14 protein-coding genes and 3 tRNA genes are annotated in these 17,125 nt (G+C 60.5%); 16 read left to right on the top strand and 1 reads right to left on the bottom strand.

What is annotated here, in order from left to right:
- The first annotated feature begins 48 nt into the window (after positions 1 to 48).
- The 16 genes from truA (at position 49) to ACZZ0B_RS16080 (ending at position 15,629) form a co-directional block, all read left to right on the top strand.
- Positions 49 to 873, top strand: coding sequence for a tRNA pseudouridine(38-40) synthase TruA (gene truA, locus ACZZ0B_RS16155; RefSeq protein WP_045123178.1), 825 nt, complete (start codon positions 49 to 51; stop codon positions 871 to 873).
- Between the two features lie 65 nt (positions 874 to 938).
- Positions 939 to 1,559: a phosphoribosylanthranilate isomerase gene (locus ACZZ0B_RS16150; RefSeq protein ID WP_463545758.1), complete on the top strand. Its 621-nt coding sequence runs from the start codon at positions 939 to 941 to the stop codon at positions 1,557 to 1,559.
- Between the two features lie 345 nt (positions 1,560 to 1,904).
- On the top strand, positions 1,905 to 2,825 hold the full coding sequence (accD, locus tag ACZZ0B_RS16145) for an acetyl-CoA carboxylase, carboxyltransferase subunit beta (protein ID WP_008083214.1): 921 nt from the start codon (positions 1,905 to 1,907) through the stop codon (positions 2,823 to 2,825).
- The gene (gene folC / locus ACZZ0B_RS16140) at positions 2,822 to 4,129 is read left to right on the top strand and encodes a bifunctional tetrahydrofolate synthase/dihydrofolate synthase (RefSeq protein ID WP_463545757.1); all 1,308 of its coding nucleotides are present in this window, start codon (positions 2,822 to 2,824) and stop codon (positions 4,127 to 4,129) included. Before accD ends, folC begins: the two co-directional genes overlap by 4 nt.
- Positions 4,113 to 4,769 carry an SPOR domain-containing protein gene (locus ACZZ0B_RS16135; RefSeq protein ID WP_463545756.1) on the top strand — a complete coding sequence of 219 codons (657 nt, stop codon included), beginning with the start codon at positions 4,113 to 4,115 and terminating at the stop codon, positions 4,767 to 4,769. The genes folC and ACZZ0B_RS16135 overlap by 17 nt, the downstream gene beginning before the upstream one ends.
- 98 nt (positions 4,770 to 4,867) lie before the next feature.
- Complete coding sequence (locus ACZZ0B_RS16130; RefSeq protein WP_008083218.1) at positions 4,868 to 5,428, top strand: CvpA family protein; 561 nt, start codon at positions 4,868 to 4,870, stop codon at positions 5,426 to 5,428.
- Between the two features lie 41 nt (positions 5,429 to 5,469).
- Positions 5,470 to 6,975, top strand: coding sequence for an amidophosphoribosyltransferase (gene purF, locus ACZZ0B_RS16125; protein ID WP_007913462.1), 1,506 nt, complete (start codon positions 5,470 to 5,472; stop codon positions 6,973 to 6,975).
- A 73-nt stretch (positions 6,976 to 7,048) separates the two neighbouring features.
- Positions 7,049 to 8,260 carry an O-succinylhomoserine sulfhydrylase gene (locus tag ACZZ0B_RS16120; RefSeq protein WP_158829488.1) on the top strand — a complete coding sequence of 404 codons (1,212 nt, stop codon included), beginning with the start codon at positions 7,049 to 7,051 and terminating at the stop codon, positions 8,258 to 8,260.
- Positions 8,257 to 9,033, top strand: a complete 777-nt coding sequence (locus ACZZ0B_RS16115) for an SDR family oxidoreductase (protein ID WP_008083223.1) — start codon at positions 8,257 to 8,259, stop codon at positions 9,031 to 9,033. Before ACZZ0B_RS16120 ends, ACZZ0B_RS16115 begins: the two co-directional genes overlap by 4 nt.
- A 169-nt stretch (positions 9,034 to 9,202) precedes the next feature.
- Positions 9,203 to 9,278 (top strand) — tRNA-Val (locus ACZZ0B_RS16110).
- A 56-nt stretch (positions 9,279 to 9,334) separates the two neighbouring features.
- Positions 9,335 to 9,411 (top strand) — tRNA-Asp (locus ACZZ0B_RS16105).
- 93 nt (positions 9,412 to 9,504) lie between these two features.
- Positions 9,505 to 9,581 (top strand) — tRNA-Asp (locus ACZZ0B_RS16100).
- 473 nt (positions 9,582 to 10,054) lie between these two features.
- Complete coding sequence (locus tag ACZZ0B_RS16095) at positions 10,055 to 12,886, top strand: xanthine dehydrogenase family protein molybdopterin-binding subunit (RefSeq protein ID WP_463545755.1); 2,832 nt, start codon at positions 10,055 to 10,057, stop codon at positions 12,884 to 12,886.
- Positions 12,879 to 13,418 carry a (2Fe-2S)-binding protein gene (locus ACZZ0B_RS16090; protein ID WP_008083226.1) on the top strand — a complete coding sequence of 180 codons (540 nt, stop codon included), beginning with the start codon at positions 12,879 to 12,881 and terminating at the stop codon, positions 13,416 to 13,418. Before ACZZ0B_RS16095 ends, ACZZ0B_RS16090 begins: the two co-directional genes overlap by 8 nt.
- A 2-nt stretch (positions 13,419 to 13,420) precedes the next feature.
- A complete protein-coding gene (locus tag ACZZ0B_RS16085; RefSeq protein ID WP_463545754.1) occupies positions 13,421 to 14,656 on the top strand; it encodes a c-type cytochrome in 1,236 nt (411 codons plus the stop codon).
- Between the two features lies 1 nt (position 14,657).
- Positions 14,658 to 15,629 carry an XdhC family protein gene (locus tag ACZZ0B_RS16080; protein WP_463545753.1) on the top strand — a complete coding sequence of 324 codons (972 nt, stop codon included), beginning with the start codon at positions 14,658 to 14,660 and terminating at the stop codon, positions 15,627 to 15,629.
- A 130-nt stretch (positions 15,630 to 15,759) separates the two neighbouring features.
- Here ACZZ0B_RS16080 and ACZZ0B_RS16075 read toward each other — a convergent pair whose 3' ends face one another.
- On the bottom strand, positions 15,760 to 17,043 hold the full coding sequence (locus tag ACZZ0B_RS16075; protein WP_463545752.1) for an NAD(P)/FAD-dependent oxidoreductase: 1,284 nt from the start codon (positions 17,041 to 17,043) through the stop codon (positions 15,760 to 15,762).
- Positions 17,044 to 17,125: the final 82 nt, after the last annotated feature.

Below are 17,125 nucleotides of genomic sequence, written 5' to 3'. Positions count from 1 at the left end.
ACAGCAGGCTGTCCCACCTTGGCAAACATAGATAACCCGGTCGCCGAAATGGCCCCCGAGGGCTTTTACCGCGTAGCGCTGGGCGTTGAGTACAAAGGCTCGCGCTACAGCGGCTGGCAGCGTCAGCTGACCGGTGTGAAAACGGTGCAGGAAGAGCTCGAAAAAGCCCTGTCGAAAGTCGCCAATTCGCCGGTCTCCTTGCAGTGCGCCGGGCGCACCGACGCCGGCGTGCATGCCTGCGGACAAGTGGTGCATTTCGATACCACGGTCGATCGTTCGCTGAAAGCGTGGGTCATGGGCGCCAACATCAATCTGCCCCATGACATCAGCGTCAGTTGGGCGCGGGTGATGCCGGCGCATTTTCATGCGCGCTTCAAAGCTATCGCGCGGCGTTATCGCTATGTGATCTACAACGATCAGATCCGTCCGGCGCATCTCAACGAAGAAATCACCTGGAACCACCGTCCGCTGGACGTCGAGCGCATGGCCGAGGCTGCGCAATACCTGATCGGCACCCACGATTTCAGTGCGTTCCGCGCCGGCCAGTGCCAGGCCAAATCGCCGATCAAGAAGATGCATCATCTGCGCGTGACCCGTCACGGCAAGATGATCGTGCTCGACATCCGCGCCAATGCTTTCCTGCATCACATGGTGCGCAACATCGCCGGCGTGCTGATGACCATCGGTGCTGGCGAGCGCCCGGTGGAATGGATGAAAGAAGTCCTGGAAAGTCGTGAGCGCCGTTCCGGTGGGGTGACCGCGCATCCATACGGTTTGTATCTGGTGCAGGTCGAGTACCACGACGAGTTCCCGTTACCCGAGCGCTTTATCGGCCCGCATTTCCTCACGGGCTTCTCGGAACTTGACGGCTGACGTCCACGAACGCTTTTGTTACCATCCGGGACTTTCCCGGATTTTAGCTTGGAGTTTTTCTCGACATGTCTGCCGTTCGCAGCAAGATCTGCGGGATTACCCGCATAGAAGATGCGCTGGCCGCCGTCGAGGCCGGGGCGGATGCGATCGGATTCGTGTTCTACGCCAAGAGTCCGCGTGCGGTCAGCGTGCAGCAGGCACGAGCGATCATCCAGGCGTTGCCGCCGTTTGTGACCACCGTGGGCCTGTTCGTCAACGCCAGCCGCTGCGAGTTGGGGGAAATCCTCGATGCCGTGCCGCTGGATTTGCTGCAGTTCCATGGTGATGAAGTCGCTGAAGATTGCGAAGGCTGGCATCGTCCGTACATCAAGGCGCTGCGGGTCAAGGCCGGTGATGACATTGCGGCCGCCGTTGATGCCTACCCGAGCGCCAGTGGCGTGCTGCTCGACACTTATGTCGAAGGCGTGCCCGGCGGAACCGGTGAGGCGTTCGACTGGTCATTGATTCCGCAAGCTTTGAGCAAACCGTTGATTCTGGCCGGGGGCCTGACCCCGGAAAACATTGCGGACGCCGTGGCCCGGGTAAAACCCTATGCCGTAGACGTCAGTGGCGGGGTGGAAGCGAGCAAAGGCATCAAGGATCACGCAAAGATCCGCGCATTTATCAAAGCAGTAAAAGACAAATAGGAACCTGCAGGAACCTGCAGGAGCCTGTAGGAGCTGACGAGTGCAACGAGGCTGCGATCTTTTGATCGTAAAAAACAAGATCAAAGGATCGCAGCCTCGTTGCACTCGTCAGCTCCTACAGAGCGGCGGTGCCGATATTGATGTGACGGCTGGCAGTCTGCCGCCGTCCATCAATGCACTTGCACAAAGCAGGCGCGGCTGAGGGTTTGTGAAGGGCACGCAGGTCATGTTTCGCGCTGACCGTGGCCACTCATCCACCATCGCCACACACATGAATTTAGCTGAAGGGCATACGCGGGGCTGCGAACCAGAGCGTTCGGGCCGCCGGTACTGGAGAAAGAAAGCATGAGCAACTGGTTAGTAGACAAACTGATCCCTTCGATCATGCGTTCCGAGGTCAAGAAGAGCTCGGTCCCTGAAGGTCTGTGGCACAAATGCCCGTCTTGCGAGGCGGTGTTGTATCGTCCAGAGCTGGAAAAGACCCTGGACGTTTGCCCCAAGTGCAACCACCACATGCGCATCGGCGCACGTGCGCGCATCGACATCTTCCTCGATGCCGAAGGTCGCAACGAACTGGGCGCCGATCTGGAGCCGGTTGACCGTCTGAAATTCCGCGACGGCAAAAAGTACAAGGATCGTTTGGTCGCTGCGCAAAAGCAGACCGGCGAAAAAGACGCACTGATCTCCGTCAGTGGCACCCTGCTGGGCATGCCGGTGGTGGTTTCGGCCTTCGAATTCAGCTTCATGGGTGGCTCGATGGGCGCCATCGTTGGTGAGCGCTTTGTACGTGCCGCCAACTACGCGTTGGAAAACCGCTGCCCGATGATCTGCTTCGCCGCTTCCGGCGGTGCGCGCATGCAGGAAGCGCTGATCTCGCTGATGCAGATGGCCAAGACCTCGGCGGTACTGGCGCGTCTGCGTGAAGAAGGCATTCCGTTCATCTCCGTGCTGACCGACCCGGTCTACGGCGGTGTTTCCGCCAGTCTGGCAATGCTTGGCGACGTGATCGTCGGTGAGCCAAAGGCCCTGATCGGCTTCGCCGGTCCGCGCGTTATCGAGCAAACCGTGCGTGAAAAGCTGCCGGAAGGCTTCCAGCGCAGCGAATTCCTGCTGGAACACGGCGCGATCGACATGATCATCCACCGTCAGGAACTGCGCCCGCGTCTGGGTAACCTGCTGGCACAAATGACTGGCAAGCCGACGCCGAAATTCGTTGCTGCGCCAATCGAGCCGATCGTGGTTCCACCGGTCCCTGCTGGCCTATGACCGAGCGCACCCTTGGCGAATGGCTCGCCTACCTTGAGCAGTTGCATCCGTCGGCCATCGACATGGGCCTGGAGCGTTCGCAACAGGTAGCGTCCCGTATGGGGCTGGGCCAGCCGGCGCCTCGGGTGATTACGGTCACCGGCACCAACGGCAAGGGTTCGACCTGCGCTTTCGTGGCTTCCTTGCTGCGGGCGCAGGGCCTGAGCGTTGGTGTCTACAATTCTCCGCACCTGCTGCGTTACAACGAGCGGGTGCAGCTCAATGGCGTCGAAGCCACTGACGCGCAGTTGTGCGAAGCCTTTGCTGCGGTCGAGGCCGGGCGTGGCGACACTTCCCTGACTTACTTCGAAATGGGCACCCTGGCGGCGTTCTGGCTGTTTCAACAGGCAAAACTTGACGCTGTGGTGCTCGAAGTCGGTCTGGGCGGGCGTCTGGATACCGTTAACGTGGTCGATGCCGATATCGCGCTGGTCACCAGTATTGGTGTCGATCACGCCGATTATCTGGGCGACACCCGTGAATCCGTGGCGTTCGAGAAGGCCGGGATCTTCCGTCAGGGCAAGCCTGCCCTGTGTGGCGATCTGAATCCGCCGCAACCGTTGCTCGACAAGGCGCGTGAGCTGGTCTGTCCATTTTTCCTGCGGGGTCGTGATTTCGATCTCGGCATCACTGATCAGCACTGGCAATGGCGCGGTACCGATGCGCAAGGACAGGCAGTTGAGCTGTTTGACCTGCCGCTGCTGGATCTGCCGATGGAAAACGCCGCGCTGGCGTTGCAGGCTTACTTGTTGCTTGGTTTGCCGTGGAATGCGCAGCAGATCGTCGCTGCTTTGCAGGCGACTCGCGTGGTCGGTCGTCTCGATCGCCGCTCGTTCGAGTGGAACGGCAAGCGCCTGAATTTGTTGCTGGATGTTGGTCACAATCCGCATGCTGCCGGGTATCTGGCCCGTCGTCTGGCCTCGCGGCCGCCGGTGGGCAAACGCCTGGCGGTGTTTGGTCTGCTGGCCGACAAGGATCTGGATGGTGTTGTCGGCGAATTGAATGCTAGTGTCGAGCACTGGGCGGTGGCGCCGCTGGATTCGCCGCGTGCGCGCCCGGTGGCTGAATTGCAGGCGGCATTGCAGAACCTTGGCGCGTCGGTCACGTCTTACGACAGTGTCGCGGCTGCGCTGGAAGGGCAGTGCGCCGTAGCGACCAGCGACGACGAGATTCTGTTGTTCGGATCATTTTATTGTGTCGCCGAGGCCCTTCAATGGCTGGCCCGGCGCTCCACGGAGGAAGCGGCAAATGGCTTTGCTGGATAAAGCGTACAAGCAGCGCATGGTTGGCGCGTTGGTGCTGGTGGCGCTGGCGGTGATTTTCCTGCCGATGTTGTTTACCCGTGAGGATGAGCAGCGTCAGGTGACTGTCGATGCGCCGGCCGCTCCGCAAGCGCCCGTGGTGCCACAGGTGCAAATGGAGACCGTGGCCGTGCCTGAGCCGCAAACCCTGCCGCAAGAGCCGGTGCCGACGGATGAAGAAGTCGCGCAAGACACGGCGCCTGCTGCACCTGTTGCGCCGACGCCAGCACCGACTGCGCCTATTTTGATCGCCAAGCCCGCTGCGCCGCCTGCGGTGGCCAAACCGATTCCGGCGCCTGCTCAGCCAATCACAGCTTCCTCGTCCAAGCCTGACACCACGCAAAGTCGCGTCGATGCCAACGGCCTGTCGGTAAGCTGGTCGGTGCAGTTGGCCAGCCTGTCGAGCCGCGCCAGTGCCGAAAGCCTGCAGAAAACCCTGCGCAGCCAGGGTTACAACGCCTATATCCGTTCCGCCGATGGCAAGAATCGGGTATTTGTCGGGCCGCTGATCGAGCGCGCCGAAGCCGATCGTCTGCGTGATCTGTTGGGTCGTCAGCAGAACCTCAAAGGGTTTGTCGTGCGTTTCCAGCCTGAGCGCGGCTAAAAACTATCGCTTCGATTGAAATGCACTGACAATCGCAGCTTACCGAGAGGCATGCGCTCTGCTAAAATGCGCCGCCTTATCCGTCTGTAGGCTGCACTGTGCCATTTACCTGGGTTGACTGGGCGATCGTTGCAATCATCGCCATCTCCGCTTTGATCAGTTTGAGCCGCGGCTTCGTCAAGGAAGCATTATCGCTGGTGACCTGGATCATCGCAGGAGCCGTCGCCTGGATGTTCGGTGGCTCATTGTCCGAGTACCTCGCCGGATACATCGAAACCCCATCGGCTCGCGTGATCGCGGGCTGTGCCATCATGTTTGTCGCCACACTGATCGTGGGCGCAATGATCAATTATCTTATCGGCGAGTTGGTTCGCGTCACCGGATTGTCCGGGACCGATCGATTCCTCGGCATGGCCTTCGGCGCAGCGCGTGGCGTGTTGCTGGTGGTCGTGGCGGTCGGGCTGTTGAGTCTGGGGCCGGTACAGCAGGACGGGTGGTGGAAAGAATCCCAGCTCGTTCCCAAGTTTCTATTGGTCGCCGACTGGTCCAAAAACCTGATCCTCGGGTGGAGCAGTCAGTGGCTTGCCAGCGGAATCAGCGTACCCGCTGATCTTCCGTTCAAGGAGCAACTCTTGCCGTCGGCGAAAACGCCTCAGTGAGTGTTGTTCAGTTCAGATCCATTAAGTAGGGGTTGCGTCGCATGTGTGGCATCGTCGGTATCGTCGGTAAGTCGAACGTCAATCAGGCGCTGTATGACGCGCTAACCGTGCTCCAGCACCGCGGCCAGGACGCTGCCGGTATCGTCACCAGCCATGATGGCCGGTTGTTCCTGCGCAAGGACAATGGTCTGGTGCGTGACGTGTTTCAACAGCGTCACATGCAGCGCCTGGTTGGCCACATGGGCATCGGCCACGTCCGTTACCCGACCGCGGGCAGCTCGACTTCGGCCGAAGCCCAACCGTTTTACGTCAACTCGCCTTACGGCATCACCTTGGCGCACAACGGTAACCTGACCAACGTTGAGCAGTTGGCCAAAGAGATCTACGAATCCGACCTGCGTCACGTCAACACCAGTTCCGACTCGGAAGTGCTGCTGAACGTGTTCGCTCACGAGCTGGCCCAGCGCGGCAAGCTGCAACCGACTGAAGAAGACGTGTTTGCCGCGGTGACCGACGTGCACAACCGTTGCGTCGGCGGTTACGCGGTAGTCGCCATGGTGACCGGTTACGGCATCGTCGGTTTCCGTGACCCGCACGGCATCCGTCCAATCGTGTTCGGTCAGCGTCACACTGACGAAGGCGTCGAGTACATGATCGCCTCGGAAAGCGTTTCCCTGGACGTGCTCGGTTTCACCCTGATTCGCGACCTGGCCCCGGGCGAAGCGGTCTACATCACTGAAGACGGCAAGCTGCACACCCGTCAGTGCGCGACCAACCCGTCTTTGACCCCGTGCATTTTCGAACACGTCTACCTGGCGCGTCCGGATTCGATCATCGACGGCGTGTCGGTCTACAAGGCTCGTCTGCGCATGGGTGAGAAGCTCGCCGAGAAGATCCTGCGCGAGCGTCCAGAGCACGACATCGATGTGGTTATCCCGATTCCGGACACCAGCCGTACCGCGGCACTGGAACTGGCCAACCACCTGGGCGTGAAATTCCGCGAAGGTTTCGTCAAGAACCGTTACATCGGCCGTACCTTCATCATGCCGGGCCAGGCGGCTCGCAAGAAATCGGTGCGCCAGAAGCTCAATGCTATCGAGCTGGAATTCCGCGGCAAGAACGTGATGCTGGTCGACGACTCGATCGTGCGTGGCACCACTTGCAAGCAGATCATCCAGATGGCCCGCGAGGCCGGCGCGAAAAACGTCTACTTCTGCTCGGCTGCTCCGGCAGTACGCTTCCCGAACGTCTACGGCATCGACATGCCAAGCGCCCACGAACTGATCGCGCACAACCGTTCGACTCAGGACGTGGCGGATCTGATCGGCGCTGACTGGCTGATCTATCAGGACCTGCCTGACTTGATCGAAGCGGTCGGTGGCGGCAAGATCAAGATCGAGAACTTCGATTGCGCAGTGTTCGACGGCAAGTACGTCACCGGCGACGTCGACGAGGCGTACCTGAACAAGATCGAACAGGCGCGTAACGACTCCTCGAAGATCAAGACCCAGGCGGTCAGTGCGATCATCGATCTGTACAACAACTGAGTTTCTACCGGCCCTGAGGGGCCGGTTTTGTATCTGACTTTCTATTTTCGAGAACAGCGCAAGGAGTGACAGCATGAGTCAGGAATGGGATGCCGGTCGGCTGGACAGCGACCTTGAAGGCGTAGCGTTCGATACCCTGGCCGTACGTGCCGGTCAGCACCGTACGCCGGAAGGTGAGCACGGTGATCCGATGTTCTTCACTTCCAGCTACGTATTCCGCACCGCTGCCGACGCCGCTGCGCGGTTTGCCGGCGAAGTGCCGGGCAACGTTTACTCGCGCTACACCAACCCGACTGTACGCGCGTTCGAAGAGCGCATTGCTGCGCTGGAAAGCGCCGAGCAGGCCGTTGCGACCGCAACCGGCATGGCGGCGATCATGGCAGTGGTGATGAGCCTGTGCAGTGCCGGCGATCACGTGCTGGTCTCGCGCAGCGTGTTCGGCTCGACCATCAGTCTGTTCGAGAAGTACTTCAAACGTTTCGGTGTGGAAGTCGATTATGTCCCGCTGGCCGACCTGTCGGCTTGGGATGCGGCGATCAAGCCGAACACCAAATTGCTCTTTGTTGAATCGCCGTCTAACCCTCTGGCTGAACTGGTCGACATCGCCGCGCTGGCGGAAATCGCTCACGCCAAAGGCGCGATGCTGGTGGTCGACAACTGCTTCTGCACACCTGCCTTGCAGCAGCCGCTGAAAATGGGTGCGGACATCGTCGTGCACTCGGCAACCAAGTTCATCGACGGCCAGGGCCGTTGCATGGGTGGCGTGGTCGCCGGTCGCAGCGAGCAGATGAAAGAAATCGTCGGCTTCCTGCGCACTGCCGGCCCGACGCTGAGCCCGTTCAATGCGTGGATCTTCCTCAAGGGTCTGGAAACCCTCAATCTGCGGATGAAGGCGCACTGCGCCAACGCCCAGCAACTGGCCGAATGGCTGGAGCAGCAGGACGGTATCGAGAAAGTCCATTACGCCGGGCTCAAGAGCCATCCGCAACATGAGCTGGCCCAGCGTCAGCAGAAAGGCTTCGGTGCGGTTGTAAGCTTTGAGGTCAAGGGCGGTAAAGAGGGCGCCTGGCGCTTTATCGATGCCACTCGCCTGATTTCGATCACGGCTAATCTGGGCGATAGCAAGACCACGATCACCCATCCGAGCACCACCTCCCACGGCCGTCTCGCGCCGCAGGAACGTGAGGCGGCGGGTATTCGCGACAGCCTGATCCGTATCGCGGTCGGTCTGGAAGATGTGGCGGATCTGCAAGCCGATCTGGCGCGCGGTCTGGCAGCGCTGTGATCGAGTTGTCGACGCCAACAGCAGGTACCCATGGCCGCGTTGCACTGGTCACGGGTGCCGCGCGCGGTATCGGTCTGGGGATTGCGGCGTGGCTGATCAGCGAAGGCTGGCAGGTGGTGCTGACCGATCTGGATCGCGCGCGTGGTTCGAAAGTGGCGAAGGTGCTGGGCGAAAACGCCTGGTTCATCGCCATGGACGTTGCCGATGAGGGTCAGGTAGCGCTGGGCGTTGCCGAGGTGTTGGGGCAGTTTGGTCGTCTCGATGCGCTGGTGTGCAACGCGGCGGTGGCGGATCCGCACAACATCACCCTGGAAAGCCTCGATCTGGCGTACTGGAATCGCGTGCTGGCGGTGAACCTCAGTGGGCCGATGTTGCTGGCCAAGCACTGTGCGCCGTATCTGCGCGCGCACAACGGTTCGATCGTCAATCTGGCCTCGACCCGTGCGCGGCAGTCGGAGGCCGACTCCGAAGCGTATGCGGCGAGCAAGGGCGGACTGCTGGCGCTGACGCATGCGCTGGCGATCAGCTTGGGGCCGGAGATTCGCGTCAACGCCGTCAGTCCGGGCTGGATCGATGCGCGCGATCCTTCTGCGCGTCGAGCCGAGCCTTTGGCCGATGCCGATCATGCTCAGCATCCGGCGGGCAGGGTAGGGACGGTTGAAGATGTGGCGGCGATGGTCGCCTGGTTGCTGTCGAGGAATGCCGGGTTTGTCACCGGGCAGGAATTCGTCGTCGATGGCGGCATGACCAAGAAGATGATTTACAGCGAATAGCGACCGAAGCGGCGATCCCCTATAGGAGGGAGCCTGCTCGCGATAGCGGTCTGACAGTTGATGGCATCTTGAGGAATGAAGCAATTTCGTCTTTTTTAGAAAAACTTCAATCCTGCTATTGACTTAGGTTCGCTACCTGCGTAAATTTCGCGGCCTCGGAGATGCAAACGGGTGATTAGCTCAGCTGGGAGAGCGTCTGCCTTACAAGCAGAATGTCGGCGGTTCGATCCCGTCATCACCCACCACTCCCCGAGATACTTGCGTAAGCAAGAACGTAGGCTGAAAGTGCCTGCACCGACGCGCAGCGGTAGTTCAGTCGGTTAGAATACCGGCCTGTCACGCCGGGGGTCGCGGGTTCGAGTCCCGTCCGCTGCGCCATATTGTACAAATCAGACTTGTCTGGTTTGCGATTGAAAAGCACCGAAGCTTTCAATCAAAACGAGTTACTTGAGCGCAAGCTCAAAGCGATACGCAGCGGTAGTTCAGTCGGTTAGAATACCGGCCTGTCACGCCGGGGGTCGCGGGTTCGAGTCCCGTCCGCTGCGCCATATCTGCTTCAAGGACCACTGAACGCCTTGAAGCACCGAAAGCAACCACTGGTTGATTCGGAATCGATAGCAAAGACCCTGGTCGAAAGACCGGGGTTTTTTGTGTCTGAAATTTGACCTCCGCTCCCATCACGCAACCCGGCTCCCTGTAGGAGCTGCGGCACGCTGCGATCTTTTGATCTTGATCGCAGAAGCAAGATCAAAAGATCGCAGCCTCGTTTTACTCGACAGCTCCTACATGGAATGCCTGTAACCATCATGCGGTGCCACGTCGCATTGTCTTTTTTGATTCTTTAGTCAGAAATTTGTATCTGGTTGTTTGCTGCGAGCGCAGAAACCTTTAAAGTTAACCTTTCGGTCAGCTTTGCACTGTCAACACGCCCTTCGTTTAGCCAAGAAGGGCTTCTGCAAGACTCGAGATTCCCCAGTAGATAACCAGAAGGGCGGACGTATAACCGCCCAGAGGATGATCCATGTCCAACCGTGATATATCCCGGCGCTCGTTCCTCCAGGGCGGGCTGGTGGCGGGTGTGAGCGTCACGCTCACGCCGCTCAGCAGTCAGGCGCTGGCTGCCTTGATGGAAAACAGCGTTACCGTGCCGTCCGAGAAATGGCTCGGCAACAACGGCAAGGCGCGTCAGCGTAACGACGCACTGTCCAAGGTCTGCGGCAGCAAGGTCTTTGCTCGCGACATCCGTTCCAAGGACATGCCGGGCTGGCCGGAACAGCAAGGCCACGCCATGCTGCTGAAAACCATCAAGGCTGACCGCATCTACGACGGCTATGACCTGTCGTGGCTGGGGGCCGATTTGCAGCCTGACCGCATCGTCACCGCCGCGGATCTGGACAAGGACGGCATCGTCTTCCCTGAAGAGCACGCGCCGGATCCATTGCTGCCGGAAGGCAAAGTGCCGATGTTCATCGGTCACCCGGTGGCCATTCTGATCTGGAATGATTTCGAGCGTTTCCGTCAGGCCAAGAACAAGCTCAAATTCAATGACAAAGCGATTCGTTACGGTGCACAAGTGCCGTTCTACGAAGGCGACCCCTACGGCAGCTTCCGCTATGTGCGCGTTGGCGGCCCGACCTCGGCCGACGAAGACGAATTCGCCAGCCTGAAGGACTCGATCCTCTTTCCGATGCTGAAAAACCGTCGTCCGGTGTGGAATTCCCAGCCCAACCTGCACGGCAACCTGACCGAGCGCGGCCTGTTCTACGCCGACCGCATGAAGAAAGAGATCGACACCCCGCCTGACAACTGGCTGGTGTTCGACGAACGCTACAAGACCCCGTCGATCGAACCGGCCGCCATGGAGCCGGACAACGGCAACGGCTGGTACGACCCGAAAACCAAGACCCTGCATTTCGTGGTGGCCACCCAGTGCCCACTGGAAGCTGCGACCGAGACCGCGAAAATGATCGCGCCGTCGCGCTTCGGCCTCGACAACCTCAATATGCACCCGGGTTACACCGTGGGTTACGGTTCCAAAGACCACAACATCTTCGTCTACTACGCAGCCCTTGCTGCGCTGTACGGCGCCGGTGTGCCGGTGCGCCTGGCCAACGACCGCTACGAGCAGTTCCAGAGCGGCATCAAGCGTCACCCGTTCGACATCCGCTACCAATTGGCCGTGGACAAGAACGACTACAGCTTCAAGATTTTCCGCGCGGAAATGAGCGTCGACGGTGGTGGCCGGATCAACTACAGCCCGTCGGTGGCTGCGGTTGGCGCCACCGCTGCGCAATCGATCTACTACATGCCGCAGAACGACCTGCAAGTCACCGCCTATCACTCGCGTGGCGTTGAAGCCGGTTCGATGCGCGGTTACGGCACCCTGCAAAGCATGGCGTCGACCGAAATGATGGTCGACGAAATCGCCAATCGCCTGGGTGTTGATGCGATCGATCTGCGTCGCAAGAACGCCCTGCGTTCGGGCATGAAAAACACCCAGGGCGCGATCCCGGCCGGTGCTTTGCGCCTGCACGAGATTCTCGATAAAGCCTCGGTGCACGAAGTCTGGAAAAACCGCGACGCGATCAAGCAACAGCGCGAAGCCGCAGACCCGGATAACTGGTACGGCGTCGGTTTTGCCATTTGCCAGAAAGACTTCGGCACCGGTTCCGAAGCGCCGATGGCCAGCATCGAATTCACCGCTGACGGTCGCATCACCTTGCGCCACATCGGTATCGAAATCGGCACCGGTATGTCCACCTCGCAAGCCTTGGTGGTGGCCGATTTCCTCGGCAGTCCGGCGCACGAAGTGAAGACTGGCGAAACCGAATGGAAGGAAATGCAGCTGATCACCAGCGGCAACCCTTACATCATGACTCAGGCCGAGCAGGACAACTTCCTGCGCAACCCGCGTTGGGTTGGCAAATTGGCCTCGGCCTCGTCGGCGACCAACTCGGCGTACTACTTCAGCCACGCCACCCGTGAAGCGGCGCGCGTGTTGTTCAACCACGGTTTGTGGCCGGCAGCGCTGGAGATCTGGCGTCAGGGGCCGTTCGGCGGCCAGGCCAACCCTTACGTGGTACGTCGCGAAGATGCGCATTGGGTCGACGGCAAACTGACGGCCAACGGCATGCAGCCATTGAGCTTCGAAGAGCTGGCCAAACGCGCTCACGAGCGTGGTCTGGTCACCGCGGCCACCGTCCACGGTTTCAACCGCTGGAGTTGGGCCGAGGCTGAGTACAGCATCGACGGCGTGCGCGAGCGTCTGCCGCTTGACGGTCTGGCGGTGAAGTACGGCGACGGTGCGCCGAAAGCCAAGCAAGCGCTGATGAGCACGGCCGGTTTCCACCTGTTGGATCGCCAGAACATCAGTTACCCGGCGACTCAACTGAACAACGCCGCCGTGACCTACTACAGCCCGGTCGCCACGCTGGTCGAGCTGAAGGTCAACAAGGGCTCGGCCGAAGTCGAAGTGCTCAACCACCATTCGTGGGTCGAGTGCGGCCGTGTGCTGGTCGAGGAGCTGGTCAAGGGCCAGATGGAAGGCGGTATCGCCATGGGCATCGGTCACGCCTTGATGGAAGAGATGCCGCTGTACGAAGGCGGGCCGGGGGAGGGTGACTGGAACTTCAACCGTTACCGTCTGCCGATGGCGCGTCATGTTGCCGTGTGGAAACAGACGTCGGAGATTCTCCCGGCACTGTCGCCAAGCGATCCGTCCAAAGGCATCGCCGAAGTGGTGATGATCCCGATCGTCGGTGCCATCGGTAACGCCGTGGCGCACGCCATCGGCAAACGTGTTCGCGATCTGCCTATCACTCCAGCGCGCATCAAGGAGGCCCTCAATGGCTAACCGTCCGCTTCAACTGACCCTCAATGGTCAATCCGTCGGCCCGGTGGACATCCCTGATGACCTGCCGATGATCGACTACCTGCACGAATACAAAAACCTCACCGGTTCGCGTCTGGGCTGCGGCCAGGGCATCTGCCACGCCTGCGTGGTGATCGTCGACAACGCGGACGGCACCAGCGAAGAAGTGCGCACCTGCATCACTGGCGCGCATTACTTCGAAGGCAAGAAAGTCCGCACCATTGAATCCCACGCCAAGCGTGACGAGAGTGGTCAGGTCACCGAGCTGAACCCGATCCAGCAACGCTTCGTCGACGAGTTCGCTTTCCAGTGCAGCTACTGCGCCCCGGGTTTCGTCAATGCTGCGACCGTGCTGGTCGAGAAGCTGCAGCGCCAGCCGATCGTCAAAAGCCAGCTGGAAAAAGTCATCGAGGACAGCCTCGGCCATCACGTCTGCCGTTGCACCGGGTACGTGCGTTATTACAACGCCACCCGCAACGTGCTCACCGATCTCGGCCTGGTCAAGGAGGGTTAAGCATGAAGCTTTTTCTGACCCGCCTGACCCTGGCGGTCGGCCTCGCTGCGCCGGTGTTGTTTGCCCACGCTGATGATCAGGTCAAGCGCGGCGAGTACCTCGCCCGCGCCGCTGACTGCATGGCTTGCCACACCGCTCCGGGTGGCGCGCCGTTTGCGGGCGGCCTGCCGATTGTCTCGCCGTTCGGCACGATCTACGGCACTAACATCACGCCGAGCAAAGAGCACGGCATCGGTTTGTACAACGATGACGAGTTCTTCGCTGCGCTGACCGAAGGCAAGCGTCGTGACGGTGCCAACCTCTATCCGGCGATGCCGTACACCTCGTATCACCTGATGCCGCGTGCAGATTCGGACGCGATCCATGCGTACCTGAAAACCATCGAGCCGATCGAGCGTGCAGCCCCGGTCACCAGCCTGAGCTTTCCGTTCAACGTGCGCCCAGGCCTGATCGGCTGGAACATGGTGTACGGCAAAGCGTTGAAGCTGGAGCCGGCCGAAGGCAAAAGTGACGCCTGGAAACGCGGCCAGTACATGGTCGAAGTCCTCGGCCACTGCGGCGAATGCCATACGCCACGCGGCCTGCCGGGCGCGATGCAGTTGGACAAGCGCCTGACCGGCGGCATCCTCAATGGTTACCTGGCGCCGAGCTTGTTGGCCACCGATCTGGCCGCTCGCGGCTGGAACGAGCAGGATCTGGGCACGTTCCTCAAGCACGGCATGAGTGCGCAGGGGACGATGTTCAACGAGATGTTCCCGGTGTTCCACAACAGCACGCAAGGCCTGAGCGACACCGATCTGGCGGCGATGGCGACGTTCCTGCTCGGCGACAAACCGCCGGCAGCGAAAACGCTGGTTGAAGTGCCCGTGGACAAACTCAGCGCCAGTGCCCAGCGCGGCCAGCAGGAATACCTGAACGTCTGCGCCGGTTGCCATGCGGTCGGTGGCGAAGGCAAACCGCACATCGCGGTGGCCATGCGCGGCAATACCACGTTGCGCCTGGAAGACCCACGCAACCTGTTGCGCGTGATCGAAGACGGTATCGGCGAGCAGAAGTTCTCCGGGTTCGAACACATGCAGCCGATGCCGGGTTTTGCCGACAAGCTCAGTCCTGAACAGCTGACCGATCTGCTCAACTACCTGCGTCAAGGGTGGGGAGGGCAGTCCGCCGAGCTGGCAGTCAGCGAGGTGCAGAAGCTGCAAGCCGACGCACCGTCCATCGAGCACAAGGCCCACTGACATGCAGCATCTCGATCTGCAAGTGGTGCGCCGGGCGCTGGAGTGGTCGGTGGCGGGGCAGCGCATCTGGCTTTGCACCGTGCTGACCACTTACGGCTCGGCACCGCGTGCGCCAGGTTCGCTGCTGGCGGTGAACGATGGCGGGCAGTGGATCGGGTCGCTGTCGGGTGGTTGCGTCGAGGAAGACTTCCTTGAGCGTGTTGCCGAAGGTGCGTTTCTCGATGCGGTCAATGTCGTGCGTTACGGCGAGGGTGACGATCCGCGTTCGCGGGTCAGCCTGCCCTGTGGCGGCATTCTCGATGTGCTGGTTGAGAAATTTGACGCCGACTGCGAGGTGCAGGCGCATCTGCGTGAACTGGAGTCGGCGTTGCTGGGGCAGCGTCGCTTGATTCGCGAGGTCGATCTGGCCAGCGGTGCGCGCGCTCTGTTCGCTGATCGCGAGCAGGGTGCGCGGATCGAGCGCGAGATCGATCGGGTGCGGATTCGTGTCGGCGCGGCGCAGCGCTTGTTGCTCGCCGGCTATTCCAGCGTGGCGCAGGCGTGTGCCGAGTTCGCCGTTGGCCTCGGGTTTGAAGTGATTCTTTGCGATCCGCGCGACGAAGTGCTCGAAGGTGTGGTGCTGGATGGTGTGGAGATTCGCCGGCAATTGCCTTCGGTGTTTATCGCCGATGGCGGCTGTCACCGTGATACGGCAGTTGTCGCGTTGACCCATGATCCACGCATCGATGATCTGGCGATGATGGAAGCGGTGCGCACCGAAGCGTTCTACATTGGCGTGATGGGTTCGCTGCAGACGTCACAGAAGCGCTTTGAGCGGTTGCGTCGAATCGGTGGGCTGGGGGAGGCTGAGTTGGCGCGGATTCATGCGCCGATTGGTCTTAACCTCGGCAGCAAGACGCCGGCGGAGATTGCCTTGGCGGTGCTCGCCGACATTCTGCGGATCCGCAGCGGCATCGCCCGCGACCAGCTCTGATTAGGTGGTAGGTGCATTTGTGGCGAGGGGATTTATCCCCGATGGACTGCGTAGCAGTCCCATTTTTTGGGGCCGCTGCGCGACCCATCGGGGATAAATCCCCTCACCACAGGGTTTCCATAGCTCGAATTTAAAAGCCGTACTTATCCCGCAACCCGTAATACCAAGCCCCCAACGCCGCAAATGGCGTTCGCAACATCTGCCCACCCGGGAACGGGTAATGCGGCAAATCCGCAAAAGCATCAAAACGCTCAGCCTGCCCGCGCAACGCCTCCGCCAGCACCTTGCCCGCCAAATGCGTATACGTCACGCCATGGCCGCTGCAGCCCTGCGAGTAATAAATGTTGTCGCCCAAACGCCCCACTTGCGGCAAACGCGACAGGGTCAGCAGGAAATTGCCCGTCCAGGCGTAATCAATCTTCACATCCTTGAGCTGCGGAAACGCCTTGAGCATTTTCGGGCGGATGATCGCCTCGATATTCGCCGGATCGCGCGCGCCATACACCACGCCGCCGCCGAAGATCAGGCGTTTGTCGCCGGTCAAACGGTAGTAATCGAGCAGGTAATTACAGTCTTCAACGCAATAGTCCTGGGGCAGCAGCGTTTTCGCGAGATCGTCACCCAGCGGCTCGGTGGTGATCACCTGCGTGCCGCAGGGCATCGATTTGGCCGCCAGCTCCGGTACCAGATTACCGAGGTAGGCGTTGCCGGCGACGATGATGAATTTGGCGCGCACCCGGCCTTGTGGCGTGTGCACCACCGGGTTGGCTCCGCGCTCGATGCGCACGGCAGGCGATTGTTCATAAATAGTGCCGCCGAGCGACTCAACCGCAGCTGCTTCACCGAGCGCCAAGTTCAGCGGATGAATATGGCCACCGCTCATGTCGAGCATGCCGCCGATATATTGATCACACGCGACCACTTCGCGAATGCGCTGCTGATCGAGCAGTTCCAGTTGCGTATGGCCGAAGCGCTCCCAGAGACGCTTCTGCGATTCCAGATGCCCCATTTGCTTGGCAGTGAGGGCCGCAAACACGCCGCCATCCTTCAAGTCGCACTGTATGTTGTATTTCGCCACGCGCTCGCGAATGATCCGGCCGCCTTCAAACGCCATCTGCCCGAGCAATTGCGCCTGCTTGGGGCCGACGCTGCGTTCGATCACGTCGATGTCGCGGCTATAGCTATTAACGATCTGCCCGCCATTACGCCCGGAGGCGCCGAAGCCGACCTTGGCCGCTTCCAGCACGGTCACGCGAAAACCGTTCTCCAGCAGGAACAGGGCAGAGGACAGTCCGGTGTACCCGGCGCCGATCACGCAGACGTCCGTCTCCACATCACCCTGCAAGGCAGGGCGGGGCGGTACGGCAGTGGCCGACGCCGCATAATAAGACTCGGGGTAAGGAGTGTTCGCCATCCTGCAGCCTCTGTGTTTAATATATTTTACGAGTGCAGCGATCCTACCCGAGTTGAAAAACCTCCGCCAGCTACCGGAAATC

The organism is Pseudomonas sp. AC247 (assembly GCF_979258015.1).
The sequence above is the reverse complement of the archived record's forward strand: the minus strand, read 5'-3'. Positions and strand labels throughout refer to the sequence as shown.

Coding starts and splice junctions, on each gene's coding strand:
- truA (WP_045123178.1), top strand. CDS start 49: ATGGCCCCCGAGGGCTTTTACCGCGTAGCGCTGGGCGTTGAGTACAAA.
- ACZZ0B_RS16150 (WP_463545758.1), top strand. CDS start 939: ATGTCTGCCGTTCGCAGCAAGATCTGCGGGATTACCCGCATAGAAGAT.
- accD (WP_008083214.1), top strand. CDS start 1,905: ATGAGCAACTGGTTAGTAGACAAACTGATCCCTTCGATCATGCGTTCC.
- folC (WP_463545757.1), top strand. CDS start 2,822: ATGACCGAGCGCACCCTTGGCGAATGGCTCGCCTACCTTGAGCAGTTG.
- ACZZ0B_RS16135 (WP_463545756.1), top strand. CDS start 4,113: ATGGCTTTGCTGGATAAAGCGTACAAGCAGCGCATGGTTGGCGCGTTG.
- purF (WP_007913462.1), top strand. CDS start 5,470: ATGTGTGGCATCGTCGGTATCGTCGGTAAGTCGAACGTCAATCAGGCG.
- ACZZ0B_RS16120 (WP_158829488.1), top strand. CDS start 7,049: ATGAGTCAGGAATGGGATGCCGGTCGGCTGGACAGCGACCTTGAAGGC.
- ACZZ0B_RS16095 (WP_463545755.1), top strand. CDS start 10,055: ATGTCCAACCGTGATATATCCCGGCGCTCGTTCCTCCAGGGCGGGCTG.
- ACZZ0B_RS16090 (WP_008083226.1), top strand. CDS start 12,879: ATGGCTAACCGTCCGCTTCAACTGACCCTCAATGGTCAATCCGTCGGC.
- ACZZ0B_RS16085 (WP_463545754.1), top strand. CDS start 13,421: ATGAAGCTTTTTCTGACCCGCCTGACCCTGGCGGTCGGCCTCGCTGCG.
- ACZZ0B_RS16080 (WP_463545753.1), top strand. CDS start 14,658: ATGCAGCATCTCGATCTGCAAGTGGTGCGCCGGGCGCTGGAGTGGTCG.
- ACZZ0B_RS16075 (WP_463545752.1), bottom strand. CDS start 17,043: ATGGCGAACACTCCTTACCCCGAGTCTTATTATGCGGCGTCGGCCACT.